Source organism: Actinomadura sp. 21ATH (assembly GCF_041951345.1).
GTDB lineage: Bacteria > Actinomycetota > Actinomycetes > Streptosporangiales > Streptosporangiaceae > Spirillospora.
Map to the genome: position 1 here is coordinate 210441 of NZ_JBGNUR010000005.1, position 19516 is coordinate 229956.

At 74.7% G+C, this 19516-nt stretch carries 20 protein-coding genes; 6 read left to right on the forward strand and 14 right to left on the reverse strand.

Annotation, left to right across the window (positions count from 1 at the left end):
• Positions 1 to 25: 25 nt before the first annotated feature.
• Both ACA361_RS18155 and ACA361_RS18160 read right to left on the reverse strand, forming a co-directional pair.
• Positions 26 to 880 (reverse strand): MaoC/PaaZ C-terminal domain-containing protein, encoded by an 855-nt coding sequence (locus tag ACA361_RS18155; RefSeq protein ID WP_375013186.1) that lies wholly within the window; start codon positions 878 to 880, stop codon positions 26 to 28.
• Positions 877 to 1794, reverse strand: a complete 918-nt coding sequence (locus ACA361_RS18160; protein ID WP_375013187.1) for an SDR family oxidoreductase — start codon at positions 1792 to 1794, stop codon at positions 877 to 879. Before ACA361_RS18160 ends, ACA361_RS18155 begins: the two co-directional genes overlap by 4 nt.
• Before the next feature lie 124 nt (positions 1795 to 1918).
• Here ACA361_RS18160 and ACA361_RS18165 point away from each other — a divergent pair, with 124 nt between their 5' ends.
• On the forward strand, positions 1919 to 2605 hold the full coding sequence (locus ACA361_RS18165; protein WP_375013188.1) for a TetR/AcrR family transcriptional regulator: 687 nt from the start codon (positions 1919 to 1921) through the stop codon (positions 2603 to 2605).
• Positions 2606 to 2620: 15 nt separating this feature from the next.
• Here the strand turns inward: ACA361_RS18165 and ACA361_RS18170 are convergent, their stop codons facing one another.
• The 6 genes from ACA361_RS18170 to ACA361_RS18195 form a co-directional block, all read right to left on the reverse strand.
• Entirely contained in the window at positions 2621 to 3238 is a 618-nt protein-coding gene (locus tag ACA361_RS18170; RefSeq protein ID WP_375013189.1) for a TetR/AcrR family transcriptional regulator, read from the reverse strand.
• Between the two features lie 35 nt (positions 3239 to 3273).
• Positions 3274 to 4545 carry a cytochrome P450 gene (locus tag ACA361_RS18175; protein WP_375013190.1) on the reverse strand — a complete coding sequence of 424 codons (1272 nt, stop codon included), beginning with the start codon at positions 4543 to 4545 and terminating at the stop codon, positions 3274 to 3276.
• A gap of 1 nt (position 4546) precedes the next feature.
• The gene (locus tag ACA361_RS18180; protein WP_375013191.1) at positions 4547 to 4756 is read right to left on the reverse strand and encodes a ferredoxin; all 210 of its coding nucleotides are present in this window, start codon (positions 4754 to 4756) and stop codon (positions 4547 to 4549) included.
• Positions 4753 to 5370 (reverse strand): TetR family transcriptional regulator, encoded by a 618-nt coding sequence (locus ACA361_RS18185; protein WP_375013192.1) that lies wholly within the window; start codon positions 5368 to 5370, stop codon positions 4753 to 4755. The genes ACA361_RS18180 and ACA361_RS18185 overlap by 4 nt, the downstream gene beginning before the upstream one ends.
• A gap of 68 nt (positions 5371 to 5438) precedes the next feature.
• Positions 5439 to 6104, reverse strand: a complete 666-nt coding sequence (locus tag ACA361_RS18190) for a TetR/AcrR family transcriptional regulator (protein ID WP_375013193.1) — start codon at positions 6102 to 6104, stop codon at positions 5439 to 5441.
• A 51-nt stretch (positions 6105 to 6155) separates the two neighbouring features.
• A complete protein-coding gene (locus ACA361_RS18195; protein WP_375013194.1) occupies positions 6156 to 8678 on the reverse strand; it encodes an ATP-dependent Clp protease ATP-binding subunit in 2523 nt (840 codons plus the stop codon).
• A 307-nt stretch (positions 8679 to 8985) separates the two neighbouring features.
• Here ACA361_RS18195 and ACA361_RS18200 point away from each other — a divergent pair, with 307 nt between their 5' ends.
• The gene (locus ACA361_RS18200; RefSeq protein ID WP_375013195.1) at positions 8986 to 9510 is read left to right on the forward strand and encodes a TrmH family RNA methyltransferase; all 525 of its coding nucleotides are present in this window, start codon (positions 8986 to 8988) and stop codon (positions 9508 to 9510) included.
• A 22-nt stretch (positions 9511 to 9532) separates the two neighbouring features.
• Here the strand turns inward: ACA361_RS18200 and ACA361_RS18205 are convergent, their stop codons facing one another.
• The 3 genes from ACA361_RS18205 to ACA361_RS18215 form a co-directional block, all read right to left on the reverse strand.
• On the reverse strand, positions 9533 to 11143 hold the full coding sequence (locus tag ACA361_RS18205; RefSeq protein ID WP_375013196.1) for an SLC13 family permease: 1611 nt from the start codon (positions 11141 to 11143) through the stop codon (positions 9533 to 9535).
• A gap of 191 nt (positions 11144 to 11334) precedes the next feature.
• Complete coding sequence (locus tag ACA361_RS18210; protein WP_375013197.1) at positions 11335 to 12303, reverse strand: TIGR03557 family F420-dependent LLM class oxidoreductase; 969 nt, start codon at positions 12301 to 12303, stop codon at positions 11335 to 11337.
• Positions 12304 to 12385: 82 nt separating this feature from the next.
• Positions 12386 to 13219 (reverse strand): MOSC domain-containing protein, encoded by an 834-nt coding sequence (locus ACA361_RS18215; protein WP_375013198.1) that lies wholly within the window; start codon positions 13217 to 13219, stop codon positions 12386 to 12388.
• Positions 13220 to 13339: 120 nt separating this feature from the next.
• Here ACA361_RS18215 and ACA361_RS18220 point away from each other — a divergent pair, with 120 nt between their 5' ends.
• The 3 genes from ACA361_RS18220 to ACA361_RS18230 all read left to right on the forward strand — a co-directional run bounded on the left by ACA361_RS18220 (position 13340) and on the right by ACA361_RS18230 (position 15260).
• Complete coding sequence (locus ACA361_RS18220) at positions 13340 to 14155, forward strand: SAM-dependent methyltransferase (RefSeq protein ID WP_375013199.1); 816 nt, start codon at positions 13340 to 13342, stop codon at positions 14153 to 14155.
• A 71-nt stretch (positions 14156 to 14226) separates the two neighbouring features.
• The gene (locus tag ACA361_RS18225) at positions 14227 to 14814 is read left to right on the forward strand and encodes a CGNR zinc finger domain-containing protein (RefSeq protein ID WP_375013200.1); all 588 of its coding nucleotides are present in this window, start codon (positions 14227 to 14229) and stop codon (positions 14812 to 14814) included.
• Positions 14811 to 15260, forward strand: coding sequence for a protein-tyrosine phosphatase family protein (locus tag ACA361_RS18230; protein ID WP_375013201.1), 450 nt, complete (start codon positions 14811 to 14813; stop codon positions 15258 to 15260). Before ACA361_RS18225 ends, ACA361_RS18230 begins: the two co-directional genes overlap by 4 nt.
• A 2-nt stretch (positions 15261 to 15262) precedes the next feature.
• Here ACA361_RS18230 and ACA361_RS18235 read toward each other — a convergent pair whose 3' ends face one another.
• The 3 genes from ACA361_RS18235 to ACA361_RS18245 all read right to left on the reverse strand — a co-directional run bounded on the left by ACA361_RS18235 (position 15263) and on the right by ACA361_RS18245 (position 18193).
• Positions 15263 to 16381, reverse strand: a complete 1119-nt coding sequence (locus ACA361_RS18235) for a S1 family peptidase (RefSeq protein ID WP_375013202.1) — start codon at positions 16379 to 16381, stop codon at positions 15263 to 15265.
• 109 nt (positions 16382 to 16490) lie between these two features.
• Complete coding sequence (locus tag ACA361_RS18240) at positions 16491 to 17234, reverse strand: ZIP family metal transporter (RefSeq protein WP_375013203.1); 744 nt, start codon at positions 17232 to 17234, stop codon at positions 16491 to 16493.
• Positions 17235 to 17278: 44 nt separating this feature from the next.
• Complete coding sequence (locus tag ACA361_RS18245; RefSeq protein ID WP_375013204.1) at positions 17279 to 18193, reverse strand: polysaccharide pyruvyl transferase family protein; 915 nt, start codon at positions 18191 to 18193, stop codon at positions 17279 to 17281.
• Between the two features lie 80 nt (positions 18194 to 18273).
• Between ACA361_RS18245 and ACA361_RS18250 the strand changes: the two genes are divergently transcribed.
• Complete coding sequence (locus ACA361_RS18250; RefSeq protein ID WP_375013205.1) at positions 18274 to 19506, forward strand: cytochrome P450; 1233 nt, start codon at positions 18274 to 18276, stop codon at positions 19504 to 19506.
• Positions 19507 to 19516 lie beyond the last annotated feature (10 nt).

Here is a 19516-nt window from a genome sequence, read left to right on the forward strand (position 1 = left end):
TCGTCGCTCCGTTCGCGCGGGAGGGTCAGGAGGAGGGGCGGACGCGGGCGCGGCCGCGGTCGATCACGACGGTGCCGTCGGCCTTCGCCGTCTGGAAGAGGACCGTCTCGCCGTCCTGCCACATCGCGACGGTCAGTTCCTCGCCCGGGTACACCGGGCTGCTGAACCGGCCCGACATCGCGGCGAACCGTGCCGGGTCGGAGCCGGCGGCGGCGTGCAGGAGGGCCCGGCCGGTCACGCCGTACGTGCACAGGCCGTGCAGGATGGGCCGGTCGAACCCGGCGCGGGCGGCGAAGGACGGGTCGGAGTGCAGCGGGTTGCGGTCCCCGGTGAGCCGGTAGATCAGCGCCTGCTCGGGCCGGGTGGGACAGGTGACCACGTGGTCCGGCTTCCGGTCGGGGCGGCGCCAGTCGTCGCGCGGCCCCCGGCCGCCGCCGAAGCCGCCCTCGCCGCGGATGAACGCCGAGCTGCGCGCGTCCACCACCGGCTCGCCGGTGCCGGGATCGGCGGCGGCGGTCTCGGTGACGACGAGCGCGCCGCTCCCCTTGTCGTGGATCCCGGTCACGGTGGTGGTGACGCGCACCGAGCCGGCCGGCGGCAGCGGCCGGTGCAGCTCGAACGACTGCTCGGCGTGGACGAGCATCGCCGGGTCGAAGTCGCCCAGCCTGCGGCGGGCGGCGGCGCGCGCCGCAAGCATGGCGAAGGTCGGCAGCACGCGCTGCGGCACGCCCGCCGAGTTCTCGGTGGTGAACGCCAGCTCGCGGGAGGGGTCGCCCAGCCCCGCGCCCACCGCGAGCGCGTACAGCAGGGTGTCGGCGGACGTCCATTCGCGCAGCGCGGGCTCGGACGGAACGCCGACGAGGGAGTGGTCGAGGGTCACTTCGGCTCCTCCGGGGTCACCCCGTCGGTCAGGACGTTCGGGCGGGCCTTCGCCAGCAGGGCGGGCACGACCTCGCCCAGCTCGTGCGGCTCCCAGCGGGCGCCCTTGTCGGCCGAGGGCCCGGCCCGCCAGCCCTCCGCCACGCTGATCGCGCCGCCGCGGACGTTGAAGACCCGGCCGGTGACGTCGCGGGCCTCCGGGCTCGCCAGCCACACCACCAGCGGCGCGATGTTGCCGGGGTCGGCCTGGTCGAAGCCCGCCGGCCGCTCGCGCCCGGCGACCAGCCCCTCGGTCATCCGGGTCAGCGCCGCCGGCGCCACCGCGTTCACGGTCACGCCGTACCTGCGCAGCTCGCGGGCCGCGATGACGGTGAGGGAGGCGATCCCGGCCTTGGCGGCCCCGTAGTTGCCCTGGCCGGGATTGCCGTAGATGCCGGAGGATGAGCTGGTGTTGATGACCCGGGCGTCCACGCCGTGGCCGGCCTTGTGCCGTTCCCGCCAGTACGCGGCGGCGTGCCGGAGCGGCGCGAACGTGCCCCGCAGGTGGACGCGGACGACGTCGTCCCACTCGTCCTCGGTCATGTTGACGAGCATCCGGTCGCGCAGGATGCCGGCGTTGTTGACGAGCACGTGGAGGTCGCCGAAGCGCTCGACGGCCGACTCCACCATCCGCCGGGCCGCGTCGAAGTCGGAGACGTCGGTGCCGTCGGCGACGGCCTCGCCGCCCATCGCCCGGATCTCCTCCACGACCTCCCCGGCGGGGCCGGCCGAGGAGCCGGTGCCGTCCACCTCGGCGCCCAGATCGTTGACGACCACCCTGGCCCCGTGCCGGGCGAACGCCAGCGCGTGCTCGCGGCCGATGCCGCGGGCCGCGCCGGTCACGATGACGACTCTTCCATCGGCGAGCGCGGACATGTCGTTCCCTCCCACCCTGGACGAAACAGACTCGGAACAGACTTAGAAGGAGCTTCTAGAATTTCCTTCTAAGGCAATGTGCGCCGCATCACCCTCCGCTGTCAAGGGCCGATACGCTCTACGCGTGGCGAAGACCCCGGCCGGCCGCGTCGAACGGCGGCCCCTGACGCGCGACCGGATCGTCCGCACGTCCATCGCGATCATCGAGCGGGACGGCGCCCGGGCGCTGTCCATGCGCAAGATCGCCGCCGAGCTCGACGTCGGGGTGATGTCGCTCTACAACCACGTGCCCAACAAGGACGCGCTGCTGGAGGCCGTGGCCGAGCACGTCCTCGCCGGGCTGGACGTCCCCGAGGCCGACGCCAACCCCGGCCGGGACTGGAAGCTCAACGCCCGCGCCATGGTCGCGGCGTTCCGCGCCACCGCGCACCGCCACCCGCGCAGCATGCACCTGGTGCTGACCGGCCGGAGCGGCCAGATGTTCGGCCGGCGCACGGCGGACCGGGCGCTGGCGCTGTTCGAGGCCGCCGGGTTCGACCCGGCGACGTCGGTGCGCGCGCTGCGGGCGCTCATGTCGTACGTGATGGGCGCCCAGATGATGGCGGGCGGCGCCCTCCGGATGCCGCACGGCCTGCCGCCCGACGTCACCGGGACGCTGCCGGCGGTGGACCTCGGCGAGCTGCCCCACGTCGTCGCCCTGGCCGACGAGCTGGTCCGGGACGACCACGAGGCGGACTTCGAGTGCGGGCTGGAGATGCTGCTGTCCGCGCTGGACCGGCTCCCCCGCGCGGCCGGGCCGGCGGGCTCCTGAGCGCCGGCGGCCGGCTCAGGTCGCGCGGCGCCCCATCTCCTCCACCGAGGACAGGAACAGGTCGAGGCCGAACTCGAAGTCGCCCTCGGGGTCCGGCCGCGTCAGCGCGTCAGCGCCGGCCGGGCCGGCGTCCGGCTCGCGCAGCAGCTTGCTGAGGCCGGCCTCGCGCAGCTGGAAGCCCAGCGTGTACGCCATCAGCGCGCGCATCACGCGGACCGAGGCGGGCCCGTCCAGGCCCGCCCGGGCGCACAGGGAGAGGGCGCGCTCGATCGCGCGCAGCCCCACCGGGATCCCGCTCTTGCTCGCCACCACCAGCGACATGCAGCGCGGGTACTCCTCGGCGGTCCGGCGGAAGGCCCGCACCAGGTCGCGCGCCCCCGAGCGCCAGTCCGCAGGCTCGGCCGCGGGCAGTTCGAGGGTGCTCATCACGTACTCGGCGATGCCCCTGACCAGCGCGTCCTTGTTGGGCACGTGGTTGTACATCGCCATCGCCGTCACGCCCAGCTCGGCGGCCACCGCGCGCATCGACAGCGCCTGCGGGCCCTCGCGCTCGATCAGGCCGACGGCGGTGTGCACGATGAGGTCGCGGGTGAGCACGACCCGCATCACCCGTTCCGGCGCGCGCTTGGGCATGCGGCAAGTGTAGGCGGGCGCCGCCGGCCCCGCGCTCAGCCGACCCGGAGCGGGAGCGTGCGCGGCCCGCGGACCTGGCCCGCCGCCCACGTCACCGCGGCCGGGTCGTCCAGCGTGAACGAGGGGTACCGCTCCAGCCAGACCTCCAGCGCGACGCGCAGCTCCATCCGCGCGAGATGGGAGCCGACGCAGCGGTGGATGCCGAGGCCGAACGCCGCGTGCCGGTTCACCTCGCGGTCGATGACGACCTCCCCGGCCCGCTCGAACTGCGCCGGGTCGCGGTTGGCCGCCGGGAACGACAGCAGCACCCAGTCGTCGGCCTTCATCTCCACGCCGTTCCAGGTCATGTCCTCCTTGACCAGCCGCGCCATCGTGACGGGCGCGTAGGCGCGCAGGAACTCCTCCATCGCGGTCGGCAGCAGGCCGGGCTCGGCGACCAGGCGCTCCCGGTCGGCGGGCGTCCGGGCCAGATGCCACAGCGACGCGCCGATCGCGCTCCACGTCGTGTCGATGCCCGCGATGAGCAGCAGCGCCATCGTGCCCGCGACGTGGGACGGCTCCAGCTTGCGGCCGTAGAGCTCGGCGTTGATCAGGTACGTGGTGAGGTCGTCGCGCGGCTCGGCGACATGGTCGCGGATCTGCGCGAGGAGGTAGTCGAACAGCAGCGCCATGCGCTCCATCCGCTCCTCGGGCGGCCGGTTGATCCCTTCGAGCGCGTTCTCCACGAACTCCCGGAAGCGCGGCCCGTCCTCCGGCGGGAAGCCCAGCATGTCGGCGATGACGCGCATCGGGATGTGCTGGGCGTAGTCGCGGGCCGCGTCGACCACGTCCCGGCCCGCGAAGCCGTCGGCCAGCGAGTGGCAGAACGCCCGGGTCGCCGGCTCCAGCCGCCCCACCGCCGACTTCGTGAACGCCGGCAGCAGGATCCTGCGCGCGTCGCGGTGGAACGGCGGGTCGGACGAGATCGGCGGGACGCCGCCGACCGGGGCCACCTCGCGCGGCGGCCGGAAGTTGCTCATGATGATCGACCGCGAGCTGAACCGGTCGGTGTCGTAGGCGATCGCCGCGACGTCCTCGTACCGGGTGGGCAGCCAGCCGCCGCCGAACCGGCCGGTGCGCGCGATCGGGCAGCGCTCGCGCAGGTCGTCCTGGATCGGGTACGGGTCGGCCGCCCACTCCTCCTCCAGGTGGGAGAAGTCGGTCGCCCAGTCCGCGACCGGGCCGGTGACGATCTCGTTGCGGGTCCCGTCCGGCCGGCCCTCCTGCATCTCGCGGAAGTCCCGGACGAAGCGCTCGTCGGCGGTCATCTCACCCCTCCTGCCCTTCCTTGAGGACGTCGACGGCGCGTTCCGGGCAGTTGGCCTCCGCCCTGCGCGCGCCGTCCTCCCCGCCCGGCGGGACGGTCCCGCCGCCCAGGACGGTCCCGTAGCCCTCCTCGTCCTCGCCGAACAGCTCGGGCGCCAGGTCGTAGCAGCGGCCGTGGCCCTGGCAGCGCCCGGTGTCGATCCGCACCTTCACGGCGTTCCTCCCGTCCGTACCGGAGGGCCGGCCGGGGCCAGCGCCTCCACGACGCGGGCCAGCAGCGCGGCCCACTCCTCCTCGCCGACCGCGTGCATGTCGGGGGTGACCAGCGCGCTGCCCATCGCCAGCAGGAAGCAGAAATGGGCGACCGCGTCCGGGGACAGCGCCGGGTCCAGCTCGCCGCCCCGCTGGGCGGCCTCCACGAGCCCGGCCATCCAGGCCGCGCGCTCCCCCATGTAGTCGCGCGTCGGGCCGGCCACGTCCTCGTCCCGCCGGGCCGCGACCAGCGCCTCCACGACGAGGTGGCCGCCGGCGTCCCGGCGGCGCGGCAGCAGGCGGCCGACGACCAGCAGCAGCTCGGTGATCGGCCGGTCCGGCTCGGCGGCGAGCAGGTCGGCCAGCATCCGCCGCCCGTGCGCGCGCAGCGCCGCCACCAGCAGCTCGCCCTTGGAGCCGAAGTGGGCGTACAGCGCGCCGTTGCTCACGCCCGCCGCGGCCGCGATGTCGGCCACGCGCGTCCCGTCGTACCCGCGCCGGGCGAACGCGTGGGCGGCCGCGCGCAGCAGCCGCTCGCGCGTCTCGGCGGCGGTCACGCCCGCGATGCGGCCCATACGGGAATTAAAAGACCGTTCATTTGACGGGTCAATAGGCCCGCGGCCGCCCGCCGCCCGCGGCGGTGTCAGGAACCGCTGAGGATGCCGGCGTCCCAGAGCCGCCGGACGTGCTCGATCAGCGGCGGCCCGAGCGCCCGCAGCGCGTCCGCGTCGTTCTCGGCCACCGCCGGCGTCACCATCGCGCTCGTCGCCGCCACGATCACCCGGCAGGCGAAGCGGGCCGCCTCGTCCCCGCCGCCGACCAGCCCGGCCAGCGCCTCGGTGATCACCTCCTGGATCGCGCCGCGCCGCCGGATCGCCTCCGGCCCGGCCGCGTACACCTCCACCAGGAACAGCCGCGCGTACGGCAGCTCGGCGGCCAGCGCCGCCAGGTACGCGGTGATCGCCCGCTCGGCCAGCTCCAGCCGGTCGCCCGGCGCCGCCCCGGCGATGACGTCCCCGACCTTCGGCGCGTCGCCGACGTCCCCGGCCAGCCGCTCCAGCAGCAGCTCGCCCGCGCAGTCGAACGCGGCCATGAAGCAGTCGAGCTTGGAGTCGAACAGCTCGTAGAAGCTCTGCCGCGACACCACCGCGCGCTGGAGCACGTCCGCCACCGACGTGGCCACGTACCCCTTCTCGGCCATGACCTCGGCCATCGCCGCGCACAACCGCGAGCGCTGGATGCGCCGGACCTCCTCGCGCGCCAGCGCATGGCGCCCCCGAGGCAACCGGCGGGGCTGTGTTTCCGGCATCAGCCCACTGTAACGATCGGCCGGACGCCGGGCGACCCGCCGGTCACATCGTCACGGCGCGGGCACCGGCTCGGTGACGTGGAAGTCCAGGCCCTCGGCCCCGGCGGTGACCTCGACATGGTGGCCCGGCGGCAGGTCGCCGGAGAGCAGCAGGTCGGAGAGCCGGTCGTCGACCTCCCGCTGGATCGTGCGGCGCAGCGGCCGGGCGCCGAACTCGGGCTGGTGGCCGCGGCGGGCGAGCCAGTCGACGGCCGCGGTGTCGAACGACACCGAGACGTCCTGGGCCCGCAGGCGGCGGCGCGTCTCGTCCAGGACCAGGTCGGTGATCTGGCGGAGCTGGGTCTCCTCCAGGCGGCGGAAGACGATGATCTCGTCGATCCGGTTGAGGAACTCGGGCCGGAACGACTCGCGCAGCCGCCGCATGATCCGGTCGCTCAGCGCGCTGTCCCGGCCGTCGCCGACGGTGCCGAAGCCGATCTCGTTCTGGCCGGTGATCAGGTCCGAGCCCAGGTTGCTCGTCATGATCACGACGGTGTTGCGAAAGTCGACCGTGCGGCCCTGGGCGTCGGTGAGCCGCCCGTCGTCGAGCAGCTGGAGCAGGACGTTGAAGACGTCCTGGTGGGCCTTCTCGATCTCGTCCAGCAGGATCACCGAGTACGGCTGCCGCCGCACCATCTCGGTCAGCTGGCCGGCCTCCTCGTAGCCGACGTACCCGGGCGGCGCGCCCATCAGCCGGCTGACGGTGTGCCGCTCCTGGAACTCGCTCATGTCGAACCGGATCATCCGGTCCCGGCTGCCGAACAGCGCCTCGGCGAGGGCCTTGGCCAGCTCGGTCTTACCGACGCCGGTCGGGCCGAGGAACAGGAAGCCGCCGATCGGCCGGTCCGGGTCGCCCATGCCGGCGCGGGACCGCCGGACGGCGCGCGCGACCGCGGCCACGGCGTCGTCCTGGCCGACGACCCGCTCGTGCAGGTGCTCCTCCAGGTTGGACAGCCGCTCGCGCTCGGCCTGGGTCAGCTGCGTCACCGGGACGCCGGAGATCCGCGACACCACCTCGGCGATGTCCTCGGTCGTCACCAGCGGCACCGCGGCGGGATGGCCGTCGTCGCGGTGGTCGAGGTCGCTCTCCAGCCGGGCGATCTCGTCGCGCAGCGCGGACGCCTTCTCGTAGTCCTCGTCGGCGACTGCCTGGTCCTTCTCCCGGCGGCGGCGTTCGAGGCGGTCCTCCAGCTCGCGGCGGCCGCCGTCGCGGGCGCCGGAGCGCAGCCGCACCCGCGCGCCCGCCTGGTCGATCAGGTCGATCGCCTTGTCCGGCAGGAACCGGGCGGTGAGGTAGCGGCTGGACAGGTCCACCGCCGCGACCAGCGCCTCGTCGGAGTAGCGCACCTGGTGGTGCGCCTCGTAGCGGTCCACCAGCCCGCGCAGGATCTCGACGCTGTCGTCGATGCTCGGCTCCGGGACGAGGATCGGCTGGAACCGGCGCTCCAGCGCGGCGTCCTTCTCGATGTTGCGGCGGTACTCGTCGACGGTGGTCGCACCCATCACGTGCAGCTCGCCGCGGGCCAGCGGCGGCTTGAGCAGGTTGCCGGCGCTCATCCCGCCTTCCGCGCCGCCGGCGCCGACCAGGGTGTGGATCTCGTCGATGAACACGATCAGCTCGTCGGCGTGCTCGCGGATCTCGTCCACGACCTTCTTCATCCGCTCCTCGAAGTCGCCCCGGTAGCGGGTGCCGGCGACGACACCGCTGAGGTCGAGCTGGACGACCCGCTTGCCGCGCAGCGTGACGGGGACCTCGTCGTCCACGATCCGCTGGGCGAGCCCCTCCGCGATCGCCGTCTTGCCCACGCCCGGGTCGCCGATCAGTACGGGGTTGTTCTTGGTGCGCCGGGACAGGACCTCGACGGTCTCCTCGATCTCCCGCTCGCGGCCGATCACCGGGTCGATCCGGCCCTCCCGCGCCAGCTCGGTGAGGTCGCGGCCGAACTCGTCCAGGGTGGGCGTCTCGGACGGCTGCCCGCCGCTCGGCGGCTGCTGCCCGCCACCGCCGCCGCCGGACGCCGCCGACTGCAGCGACTCGGGCGTCACGTGGGCGCCGTCCAGGATGCGGCCCGCGCTGGACCCGCGGTCGAGCGCGAGCGCGAACAGCACGTGCTCGGGCCCGATGTACGACGATCCCAGGGCGCGCGAGACCTGGTGCGAGTCCAGCAGCGCGCGCTTGGCCGCCGGCGTCAGCTCCGGCGGGACGTCCCGGGGCTCGCCGCGGTGCGCCTCGCCCTCGATCTCCTCCTTGATCGCGTCGGGGTCGGCGCCGGCCCGGCGCAGCCACTGCCGCGTGCCCTGCTGGCGGGTCGCCGCCCACAGCAGGTGGTCGGCGTCCAGGTCGACGCTCCCCCACTGCGCCGCCTGCGCCGCCGCGTCCCGGACGAGCTCGCGGGCGGGCTCGCTCATCAGCCGGGCGACGCTGATCCGCTCCATCGGGCGGCGGTGCGCCCGCGCGCCGAAGAACCGCGCGAGCATCTCCTCGAACGGGTCCATGCCTCCGGGGCCTTCGGGCCCGTACCACCCCGATGCCATCTCCGAACCTCCTCGTCGGCGGTCTGTTCAGAGCAACGATCAGGGTGGTGCCCGTCCCGTTCCACCGGAAACACCCAGGTGAACGACCACGTGCCGGGCCGCCCGCCGCCCGCGGCGGCCGTGGGGTAGAGGTGCGCGACACGCTTGTCCCCGGCGCCGCACCTACCCGAATCGGCCTGGCGGCCCTCGCGGCGGGGCGGGGATGGCCGTACAGTGGAGATGATCGTGTCTTCGGTGATGGTCCGCCCGCACCGACAAGCGGGCCGCACATGAGCATTCGCAAGGGGGGCCCGGCCGCCCCGGGCCGGTGACGGCGGGCGGCGGGATCCGGACGCGGCCGCGTCGCGAGATCCGCAGGTCCCGGCGCCGCCGGGCGCATTCCTGCTGGGACCATCTGATCGCGGCACCGCTGTGGCCGCTGCACGGCGCCAACCTCGGGACGCTGCTGCGCACCTGCGACGCGGTGGGCGCCTGCCTGGCCGTCCCGCGCTTCTCCTGGGTGCCCGAGGCGCTGGAACGGGGCAACACGCTGCGCCGCGCCTCGTGCGTCCACTGGGTGAACGACCCGCGGGGCTGGCTGGAGCGGCAGCGTGCGGAGGGCAGCCGCGTGGTCGGCGTCGAGCTGGCCGACGAGGCGGTCCGGCTCGCGGACCTGCCCGCCGCGCGGCGGCGGACCGTCGCGGTGCTGGGCCACGAGCGGCACGGCATCCCGCCGGACGCCCTGGACCTGCTGGACCAGGCCGTGGAGATCCCCATGGTGGGCCACGGCCACAGCCTGAACGTGGCCGTGGCCGGGTCCCTGGTGCTCTACAAGCTGGCGGGCCTCCTCTAGCCGCCCGGGACGACCCGGCCGCCTAGCCGCCGATGCCGGTGAGCGCGACCATCAGCGGCAGCCCGAAGATGATGAGGAGGGCGCCGATGACGTCGAAGCCGAAGCCGGACCGGATCATGGTGGTGATGGGGACGACGCCGGAGCCGTACGCGATGGCGTTCTGCGGGGTGGAGACCGGCAGCATGAACCCGAACGAGGCGGCGAAGGTGGCCGCCAGCGCGGGCACGAACGGATCGACGCCGGCCGCGGTCGCGACGGGGATGATGATGGGCACCACGACCGCGGCCGAGGCGGTGTTGCTGGTGGTCTCGGAGATCACGATGGCCAGCGCGACGGCGAAGGCGGTGATGGCGAACATGCTGGTCAGCCCGAGGGCCTCGGACGCCTCGGTCCCGATGGTCTTGGCCAGCCCGGTGTCGGCGAGCAGCGCGCCGAAGACGATGCCGGTGCCGAAGAGCAGGATGGTGCCCCAGTCGATGCGCGCGGCGTCGCTCCAGTTGAGGGTGGTCTCCCGCCTGGCCCAGTTCGTGGGCAGCAGGAACAGCAGGGACGCGCCGAGCACGGCGACGATGCCCTCGTTGAGCCGGTCGCCGACCGTCTCGTAGATCGCCGCGTCGGTGCCGGCCACCAGGGCGACGACGCCCGGCAGGATCCACAGGGTGACGGTGACGGCGAAGGCGACCAGGGTGTTCTTCTCCGCGCGCGACATCCGGCCGAGGCCGGCCCGCTCCTGCCGGACGTACTCCTCCACGCCCTCGATCCGGCGCAGCTCGGGCTTGTTGAGCAGCAGCAGGACGACGGCGAGCACGGCGAACATCACCGCGCACAGCGGGATGGCGGTGAGCGTCCACTGCGCGAACGAGATCCGCTCGCCGGTGGCCTCCTCGATCAGGCCGCGGCCGATCAGGTTGGGCGGGCTGCCGACCGGGGTGAGCAGCCCGCCGACGCTGGCGCCGTACGCGAGCATCAGCACCAGCGCGGCGCCGACCCGCAGCCGGGTGGGGTCGAAGTCCTCGGGGACCTGGCCCCGGTCCTGGAGCATCTTGGCGATGACGGTGAGGATGCCCAGCGCGGTGGGCAGCAGCATCGCGACGGTGGCGGTGTTGGACACGAACGCCGACAGCATGCAGGTGATGAGGCCGAAGACGGCGATCAGCCGGAAGGTGGAGCGGCCGACGCCGGGCAGCGACAGGATGAAGAACGCGAAGCGGCGCGCGACGCCGTGCTTCAGCATCGCCTGGGCGAGGATGAACGCCCCGATGAACGTGAAGATCGTGGTGGAGCCGAACGGCTCCAGCGCGTCGTCGGCGGGCACCACGCCGAACACCACGATGGCGCCGACGCCGATCAGCCCGCCGACCGGGATGGGCACCGGCTCGGTGACCCACATGACGATGACGCCGAGCAGGATGCCGGCGAGCGTCTGCTGGGAGGGCGGCATGTCCAGCGGCAGGATCAGGAAGGCCGCAGTGACGAGCGGCGCCAGCCACAGGCCGGTGGTGCGGCGGGCGCGCTCGAAGCGTTCCTCGGCCGGGGAGAGCCGCTGCTCCCCCAGGCTGCGGTAGGTGCCCTGCCCGAGCAGGGCGGCGGTCACATCGGTTCTGGTACGCGGCACGGTCTCGTCGGAGGACATCGGACCACCCCCTGGGAGCGTCGGCCCGCCGCGGCGGCGGGCGCGTGAGTGGCACTGGTCACATTTAAGATCCGTACCGCCGCCGTTTCCAGAGCCGGAGGCCGCCTTCCGGCGGCGTATCGGCCGACGCGTCCCAGGGAACCGCCCGAGCCCGCTGCGCGCGGCGGCCTCCGGCGGGCCGCCGCGGCGCGCTAGGCGAAGCGCTCGCGCAGGGCCGGCAGCAGCTCCGCGGCCGCCCAGTCCCGGAACCGGTCCTGCCGGTCCGCGCCGATCTGGAGGAACGAGACGTGCGTGAAGCCGGCGTCGGCCCACTGCCCGACCGCGTCCACGTACCGGCCGGTGTCGGCGCCGCAGATCACCGCCTCGGCGACGTCCTCGGGGCGGGCCGTCTTCGCGCTGGCCTCGAAGTTGACCGGGCCGGGCAGCTCGGCCATCACCTTCCAGCCGGTGGTGCCGTGCTTCCAGAGGCGGTAGGCGTTCCGCACGGCCTCGTCCTCGTCGGTGCCGTACGAGACGGGGATCTGCCCGTACACGCGGCGGCCGCCGCCGGTGCGCTCGCCGAAGAGGCGGACCACCTCGGCCACCGGCTGGTCGGAGACGAGCGCGTCGGCGTGCTCGGCCGCCAGCGCGGCGGCGCGCTCCCCGAAGGCCGCCATGGCGATCGGCACCGGGTTCTCGGGCAGGTCGTAGAGCTTGGCCGAGTCGACGGTGAAGTGCGTGCCCCGGTAGTTGACGTAACCGCCGCCGAACAGCCTCTTGATGATCTCCACCGCCTCGGCGAACATCTCGTGCCGGACGTCCGCCGACGGCCAGCCGCGCCCCACGACGTGCTCGTTGAGGTTCTCGCCCGCCCCCAGGCCCAGCGTGAACCGGCCGTCCGACAGCACCCCCATGGTCGCGGCCTTCTGCGCCACCACCGCCGGGTGGTAGCGCATGATCGGGCAGGTCACGAACGTCATCAGCGGGATGCGCTCGGTGGCCTGCGCCAGCGCCCCGAGCACCGACCAGACGTAGGCGGAGTGGCCCTGCTCCTCCAGCCACGGGAAGTAGTGGTCGGAGATGACCGAGTAGTCGAACCCGATCCGCTCCGCCTCGACGAGGTCGGTGACCAGCTGCTTGGGCGGTGTCTGCTCGCAGAGCAGCGTGTATCCGAAGTCCATGCCCGCCCGCGTACCCCGCCGCCCGCGGCGGAAGCCCTCCGCCGTTCCAGGCGGGGGTGAAAACTCCGTACCGCCGCGGCGTTCAGAGCAGGCGGACGGTGTCACCGCGCCGGACGCGGCCGGGGCGCACGACCTGCGCGTAGAGGCCGGCGCACGGGCGCTCGCCGAACCCGGGAAGCGGCTCGACGCGGTTGTCCTGTGCCGGGACGCGCAGTGCGGCGGTGTCGCGGGGCAGGTCGCCGTGTTCGAGGGTCGGGATCGCGCACCGGGGGGTCGGCGCCATCCCGCGCAGCACGACCTCGTCGCCGACCGCCAGGTCCCGGCCCACCCAGCCGTTCTCCTGGTAGCCGGGCCCGGCGGTGCGCACGATCAGGTTGGGCCGGTAGCGGGCGGCCTCGACGCGGCCGCGCGGGCTCGCGGCGCCGATCGCGTCCAGCGTCGCGGTCCCGATCAGGTGCACCGGGGCGAAGTCGACGAACCGGCCGGGCGCCGCCGCCCCGACGGTCCCCTCCTCCACGGCCACTTCGGCGGTGACGCCGGCGGCGAGCACCTCGTCGGGTACGGCCCGTTCCAGGGTGGCGCCCTCGGGCAGGACGTCGGTCAGCGTGACCGGCCGGCCGAGCAGGTCCGACAGCGACGCGTCGGCGTCGGCGTCGGTGCTGCGGACGACCTTGCCGCCGGGCAGCGTGATCCGCGCGGCATCGCCGTCGGCCGCCGCCGCCAGCGTGAGCAGCGACCGCCACAGCCGCGGGTTCTTGGCGCTGGCCACCCGGCCGGTCCCGCGGTCGATCAGCGCCCACCGGCGGTCGCCGTCGAGGCCCTCGACGGCCACGTCCGCCTCGGCCGCCTCCTCGCCGAGCATGGACTTGACCGGGTACCGCCAGAGGCTCTCCAGCGTCCCGAGCGGTTCCGGCATGGCTCCCCCTCCGTCACGGATCCCGACCAAGATCGTACGGGCCGCCGGAACCGGCACGTGCGGCGATCGTCTTCGGACTAGGATCAGCGGAAATTCATTTCCATAACGAGTGAGGCGTGCATGGCCGACGTGTCCCCCGAGATCTCCCCCGACATCGTCCCCACCGGCGTGCCGACCGCCGCCCGCGTCTACGACGTCATGCTCAACGGCAAGGACAACTACGCCATCGACCGCGAGGTCGCCGCGGCCAGCCTGGCGATCATGCCGGAGCTGCGCGACATCGCCCTGCACAACCGCGCCATCCTGCACCGGGTCGTCCGGTACCTGGCGGCGGAGGAGGGCATCACCCAGTTCCTCGACCTGGGGTCCGGGCTGCCGACCGTCCGCAACACCCACGAGGTCGCGCACGAGGTGAACCCCGACGCGCACGTGGTGTACGTGGACATCGACCCGATCGTGCTGGCCCACGGGCGGGCGATCCTGGCCGACAACCCCAACACCACCGTGGTGACCGCCGACATCCGGGACCCGCGCGCGGTGCTGGAGGCGGCGGACGTCCAGCGGCTGATCGACTTCTCCAGGCCCGTCTGCGTGATGCTGGTCGGCATCCTGCACCATCTGGCGGACGAGGACGAGCCGGGGCGCATCGTCGAGGTGCTGCGCGACGCCGTCCCGAGCGGGTCGTACTTCTTCATCACCAACTTCACCCGCCTGGGCGACGCGCCGGAGTCGGTGGAGCTGGAGCGGCAGCTGCTGGAGCAGCTCGGCAGCGGCCGGGTCCGGACGCCCGCCGAGCTGGCCGCGTTCTTCGACGGCCTGGAGGTGCTGCCGCCCGGACTGGTCCCGCTGCCGCTGTGGCGGCCGGAGGAGCCGGTCCTGGACGCCAGCACGATCGACGTGCGGTTCATGACCGGAGGCGTCGGCCGGAAGCCCTGAGCCGCGAGCGGGCAGCGAACAAGTAGCGGGTATACGTGCCTTACACCCCTTACTGGGGTAGTCTGTAAGGCGTGTACATACCTCTTTCCGATTACAGAACGGGGGCGGCGGTCGCGACCGCCCTCGTCAACACCTCACCGACCGTGCGCACCACCGGGGGCGAGGCCCTGCCCGGCCCGGCGGCGCTCGCGGACTTCCTCGCCGAGCACGGCGTCCGCGCCGACGCCCTGGCGGACGGCCGGGAACCCACCGAGGACGACCTGTTCCAGGTGCACCTGCTGCGCCGCGAGGTGCGGGGCGTCATCGAGACCGAGACCGAGGAGCAGGCCGTCGCCGGCGGCACCGTGCTCACCGGCCGCGCCGGCCTCGCCCCGGTCCTGGAACGCGACTCCGGCGGCCGGTGGCAGTGGTACGTCCCGACCGCGCCGGACGCGCCCCTCGACCGCGAGCTCGCCGCGCTCCTCGGCGTCGGGCTGCTCGGCACCGTGCTGGCGCTCGGCCACGAGCGCTTCCGCTCCTGCGCCGCCCCCGACTGCCGCGGCGTCTTCGTCGACACCAGCCGGGCCGGGCGGCGCCGCTACTGCATGCCCGACCAGTGCGGCAACCGGCTCAACGTCGCCAACCACCGCGCCCGCCGGGCCGGGAGCGTGACCCGGTGAGCGCGCCGCCGCTCACCGGCGCCGTCCTCCTCCCGGACGGCACCTGGATCCGCGGCCGCGGACTGCGCGACCCGATGCCCGAGGGCCCGCTCCCCGACGCGGGCCTCTACCTCGGCTCCGGCCGCCTCCGGCAGCGCCACGAGGCTGCGCTGACCTGGCCGGCGACCTGGCTCGACTGGCCCGACTTCCGCCTCCCGCGCGACCGCGACCTGGCCGTGCGGGAGATCCGGGCGCTGTACGAGCGGGCCCGGGCCGGCGCGGCGGCCGAGGTCGCGTGCGGGGGCGGCGTCGGCCGTACCGGCACCGTCATCGCCTGCCTCGCGATCCTGGCCGGCACGGCCCCGTCCGAGGCCGTGGCCTGGGCGCGCGCGCACCACCACGCCCGGGCCGTCGAGACCCCGTGGCAGCGCCGCTGGGTGGAGCGCTTCCCCGCCGGGGCCCTGTAGGTCTAGAAGACCTCGGCGCCGAAGGCTTCGAGGGGCTCGGTCACCGGCTGGAAGAACGTGACGCCGCCGCCCTGGCAGTCGCCCGCGCCGCCGGACACGATCCCGAGCGCGGTGGTCCCGCTGAACAGCGGGCCGCCGCTGTCGCCGGGCTCGGCGCAGACGGTCGTCTGGATCATGCCGGTGACCGTGCCCTCGGGGAAGTTCACGGTCGCGTTCACCGCGGTGACCTCGCCCGTGGAGATCTGGGTGGTGCTGCCGCTCTTGACGACCTGCTGGCCGACCACCGCCTCGTCGGCCTCGGTGATGTCCCGGGTCTGGCCGTTGTACAGGTTGACCTCGCCCTCCCCCGCGGCACCCGGCTCGGACCGCACGAGCGCGAAGTCGTCGCCCGGGAAGCTGCTCTCCACCGTGGTGCCGAGGACCTGGCCGCCCTGCTGGCCGGCGGTCCACTCCCGGACGGCGTTGCCGCAGTGCCCGGCGGTCAGGAAGAAGTCCTGGCCGCCGCGCTTGACGTTGAACGCCAGCGAGCAGCGCGAGCCGCCGCCGAAGATGGCGTCGCCGCCGAGGGCGCGGGCGCTGAGCCGGCCGGGGATGCGCACCATCCGCACCGCGGCGCCCTGCTGCCGCGCCGTCCGGCGGGCCGCCGCCATCCGCGTGCCGGTGACCGACGCGTCGGTCCACATCACCACCTGCGAGGTGGCGGGGTCGATCGCCCAGCCGGTGCCGGGCACGCTCCCCATCGACCGCCGCAGCGCGGTGGTGACCCGGGTGAGCGCCGCCGGGCTGCGCCGCGCCGTCTTCGGCACGGCTCCCCCGGCGCGGACCGTCGCGGCGTCCGCGGCGTTGGTGACGGTGACGACGGGACGGCCCGCGGAATCGATGTAGGCGCCCGCCGTGCGGGCGCCGAGCCGGTCCGCGAGCGCGGCGGCCCGGTCGGCGGCCGTCGTCCTCGGGGCGGCGGCGGCCGCGCGGCCCGCGTCGGCCCGGCCGGCGAGCCTGGCCTCCTGCGGGCCGCCCGGCCCGCCGGCGTCCACCGCGTACAGCCCGCCGGCCACCAGGCCGGCGGACCCGGCGGCCGCGGCGGCGACCCGTACCGTCGTGCGCAGACGGCTTCTCCTCATGAGCCCTCCCCGGCTCCGACATCCGATCTACGTGTCGGTGGTACGGAGCGCCGCCGGGGGGAGTTCAGCCCCGGGACGAATCCGCGGGAACGGGAGAAGGCGGACGGGCTCAGGCGTGCGAGAGCCCGAACGAGACCAGGAAGCCGGCGACGGTGATGAGGCCGATCGCGAGATGGGTGTCCTCGAACGCCTCTGGGATCATCGTGTCCGCGATCATCGCCAGGATGGCGCCCGCCGCGACGGCCGTCACCGCCGCCACGGCGCTCGGCGGGAACCCGCCGACCACGGTGTAGCCCAGCACGGCCGAGACCATGCTCGCCGCCGCGATCGCGCCCCACACGCCGAACACGTACGCCGGGCCGCGCCCGGCCCGCCGCATGCCCGCCGAGCTGGACAGCCCCTCGGGCACGTTGCTGATGAACACCGCGATCACGGTCACCGCGCTGACCGTGCCGCCGTCGAGCAGGCCGACGCCGATGACGGCGGACTCGGGGATCCCGTCCAGCAGCGCGCCCAGCGCGAGCGCCAGCCCCGACCCGGCCGCCTGCGCCTCGGACGGCTGCCGGTCCCGGGACCGCTTGCGGTGGCGCGCCCCGCGGCGCGCGAGCACGACGTTCCCCGCCGTGTACGCGACGGCACCGCCGAGCGTCCCGACCACGGCCGGCAGTATCCCGGCCTGGTCGTACGCCTCCTGCAGCAGCTCGAACGAGACCGCCGAGAGCAGCACGCCGGCACCGAAGGCCATCACCGACGCGATCGCCCACCGGGGAACGCGCAGGCCGTACCCGGCCAGCGCCCCGAGCAGGAGCGCCGAGCCCGCCAGCAGCCCCCACGCCCCAGCCTGCACCGCCATGCCCACCAGCCACGTCTCCCCCTCGGAGGCGGGCGGTAAACCGGCTACCGGGCGGGCGGCGGCGCGATGCCGAGGGCGGCGGCGAGGTCGGCGAGCAGGGAAGGCGGCGGTGACCCGGCCCCGGCCGCGCGCCGGCCGCCCTCGGGCGACAGGCACCAGTCCCACCAGCGGTCGACGGCGGCGGTGTCCAGGTAGGGCGGTTCGGCGTGCTCGGCCGTGGTGATGACCGCGGGCCAGTCCCAGGCGCGCGCCTGCGCGGTGACCTTGGCGCCGCCGGCGACCGGGTCGACGGCCAGCGCCGGCACCCCGTTCCGCAGGGCGAGCACGAGGCCGTGCAGCCGGGTGGTGACGACGAGGTCCAGCCGCCGGATGACGGCCTCCAGCTCCTCCGGCGCGGCCGGGTGCCGCCAGTCGCGCGGGTCGACGCGGGTGTCGAGCGGCACCCGCGCGCAGTCGCGGGCGGCGATCCGGCCGGTCAGCTCCGCCTCGATCCGCCCGTGCCGGCCGCGCGCGCCGTACTCGCCCTGCCCCGGCGCCAGCACGACGCCGACGACCGGCAGGTCGCCGGCCGGCCCGCGGGCGGCGGCCGACAGGTCGCGGCGCGGCTCGGCGCCGGGCGCGTCGCGGGGCAGCACCACGTCGAAGCCGGTCACCGCGGGCGAGTCCGGGTCGATCACCGAGACGCCGACCGCGACGCGGCGGCAGCCCGCGTACCTGCGGTGCAAGGACTCCACCTGGTCGCCGTGGACGGGACCGCACGCGAAGACCAGATGGGTGTAGCGGGCGGGGTCGGCGCGATCCAGGGAGAGGCCGTCCGGGCGCAGCACCGGGCTCCAGGCCACGTCGCACCCGGCCCCCGCCCCGGCCAGCGCGCCGCGCACGGCCTCCATCGCCATGACGTCCCCCGCCGTCGCCTCCCCGTGCACGAAACTCGGCCACCCTGTGACCAGCACCCGCACCGCGACCTCCCCGCCGTGCGCCCGCCCACACCGGCGGCCGGGCACGTTTGCCCGGCGGACCTGGGGGCATGCGGCGCCACATGCTGCTACGAAACCGCCCGATCGTCGAGAGTTCGCCTGCCCTGCTGGCCAGGGGTTATGCATGGCTGCCCGATCTCTGGCGGCGCACCGGCGGGCCGCTCGTCCGCACCCGCCTGCTCGGCCGGCACGCGGTGGCGCTGCGCGGCCCGGACGCGGTGCGGTTCTTCTACGACGAGGACCACGTCCGCCGCGGCCCGGCCCTGCCGGAGCCCGTGCTGAGCACGCTGTTCGGCCACGGCGCCGTGCACACCCTGGACGGGGACGCGCACCGCGCCCGCAAGGCGCTCTTCGTGTCGCTGCTGATGGACTCCGAGGGCATCGCCCGGCTCGTCCAGCAGTTCCGCACCGCCTGGGACGAGGCCGCCGCCTCCTGGGGCAAGCGCCCGTCGATCGTGCTGTTCGACGAGGCCGCCGAGGTGCTCACGCGGGCGGTGTGCCGCTGGGCCGGCGTGCCGGCGGACGACGCCGGGCCCCTCTCCCGGGACCTGGTCGCGATGGTGGACGGCTTCGCGACCGCGGGCCCGCGGCACTGGCGGGCGCGGGCCGCCCGACGCCGCCGCGAGGAGTGGCTGGCGGGCCTCATCGAGGACGTCAGGAACGGCGCGCTCGGCGTCCCGCCCGACTCCGCGGCCGCGGCCGTCGCGCGGCACCGGGACGCCGACGGCCGGACGCTCGATCCGCGGGTCGCGGCGGTGGAGGTGCTGAACGTCATCCGCCCCGCCACGGCCGTCGCGTGGTTCGCCGCGTTCGCCGCGCACGCCCTGCACCTGTGGCCCGAGCACCGGGCGCGACTCGCGGCCGGCGACCCGGCCTACGCGGAGGCGTTCGCGCAGGAGGTCCGCCGCTTCTACCCGTTCGCGCCGTTCGTCGGCGGCCAGGCCGTCCGCGACCTGACCTGGCGAGGCGAGCCGATCCCGGCCGGGGCGACGGTCCTGCTCGACCTGTACGGGCAGGACCACGACGGCTCGCTGTGGCCGCGCCCGTACACCTTCGACCCGGGCCGCTTCCTCGGCCGCGAGGTCGACCCCGACCTGCTGGTCCCGCAGGGCGGCGGCGACCCGCGCACGGGCCACCGCTGCCCGGGCGAGCTGATCACCGTCGCGCTGCTCAAGGAGTTCGCGACCGGCCTGTCCCGGCTGCGCTACGAGGTCCCCGAGCAGGACCTGTCCATCTCCCTGCGCCGCGTCCCCGCCCGCCCGCACAGCGGCTTCGTGATGGCGGAAGTCGGCTAACGTCGCGTTC

Coding starts and splice junctions, on each gene's coding strand:
- ACA361_RS18250 (WP_375013205.1), top strand. CDS start 18,274: ATGCTGCTACGAAACCGCCCGATCGTCGAGAGTTCGCCTGCCCTGCTG.
- ACA361_RS18170 (WP_375013189.1), bottom strand. CDS start 3,238: ATGCCCAAGCGCGCGCCGGAACGGGTGATGCGGGTCGTGCTCACCCGC.
- ACA361_RS18175 (WP_375013190.1), bottom strand. CDS start 4,545: ATGACCGCCGACGAGCGCTTCGTCCGGGACTTCCGCGAGATGCAGGAG.
- ACA361_RS18195 (WP_375013194.1), bottom strand. CDS start 8,678: ATGGCATCGGGGTGGTACGGGCCCGAAGGCCCCGGAGGCATGGACCCG.
- ACA361_RS18215 (WP_375013198.1), bottom strand. CDS start 13,219: ATGCCGGAACCGCTCGGGACGCTGGAGAGCCTCTGGCGGTACCCGGTC.
- ACA361_RS18235 (WP_375013202.1), bottom strand. CDS start 16,381: ATGAGGAGAAGCCGTCTGCGCACGACGGTACGGGTCGCCGCCGCGGCC.
- ACA361_RS18205 (WP_375013196.1), bottom strand. CDS start 11,143: ATGTCCTCCGACGAGACCGTGCCGCGTACCAGAACCGATGTGACCGCC.
- ACA361_RS18210 (WP_375013197.1), bottom strand. CDS start 12,303: ATGGACTTCGGATACACGCTGCTCTGCGAGCAGACACCGCCCAAGCAG.
- ACA361_RS18185 (WP_375013192.1), bottom strand. CDS start 5,370: ATGGGCCGCATCGCGGGCGTGACCGCCGCCGAGACGCGCGAGCGGCTG.
- ACA361_RS18220 (WP_375013199.1), top strand. CDS start 13,340: ATGGCCGACGTGTCCCCCGAGATCTCCCCCGACATCGTCCCCACCGGC.
- ACA361_RS18240 (WP_375013203.1), bottom strand. CDS start 17,234: ATGGCGGTGCAGGCTGGGGCGTGGGGGCTGCTGGCGGGCTCGGCGCTC.
- ACA361_RS18160 (WP_375013187.1), bottom strand. CDS start 1,794: ATGTCCGCGCTCGCCGATGGAAGAGTCGTCATCGTGACCGGCGCGGCC.
- ACA361_RS18190 (WP_375013193.1), bottom strand. CDS start 6,104: ATGCCGGAAACACAGCCCCGCCGGTTGCCTCGGGGGCGCCATGCGCTG.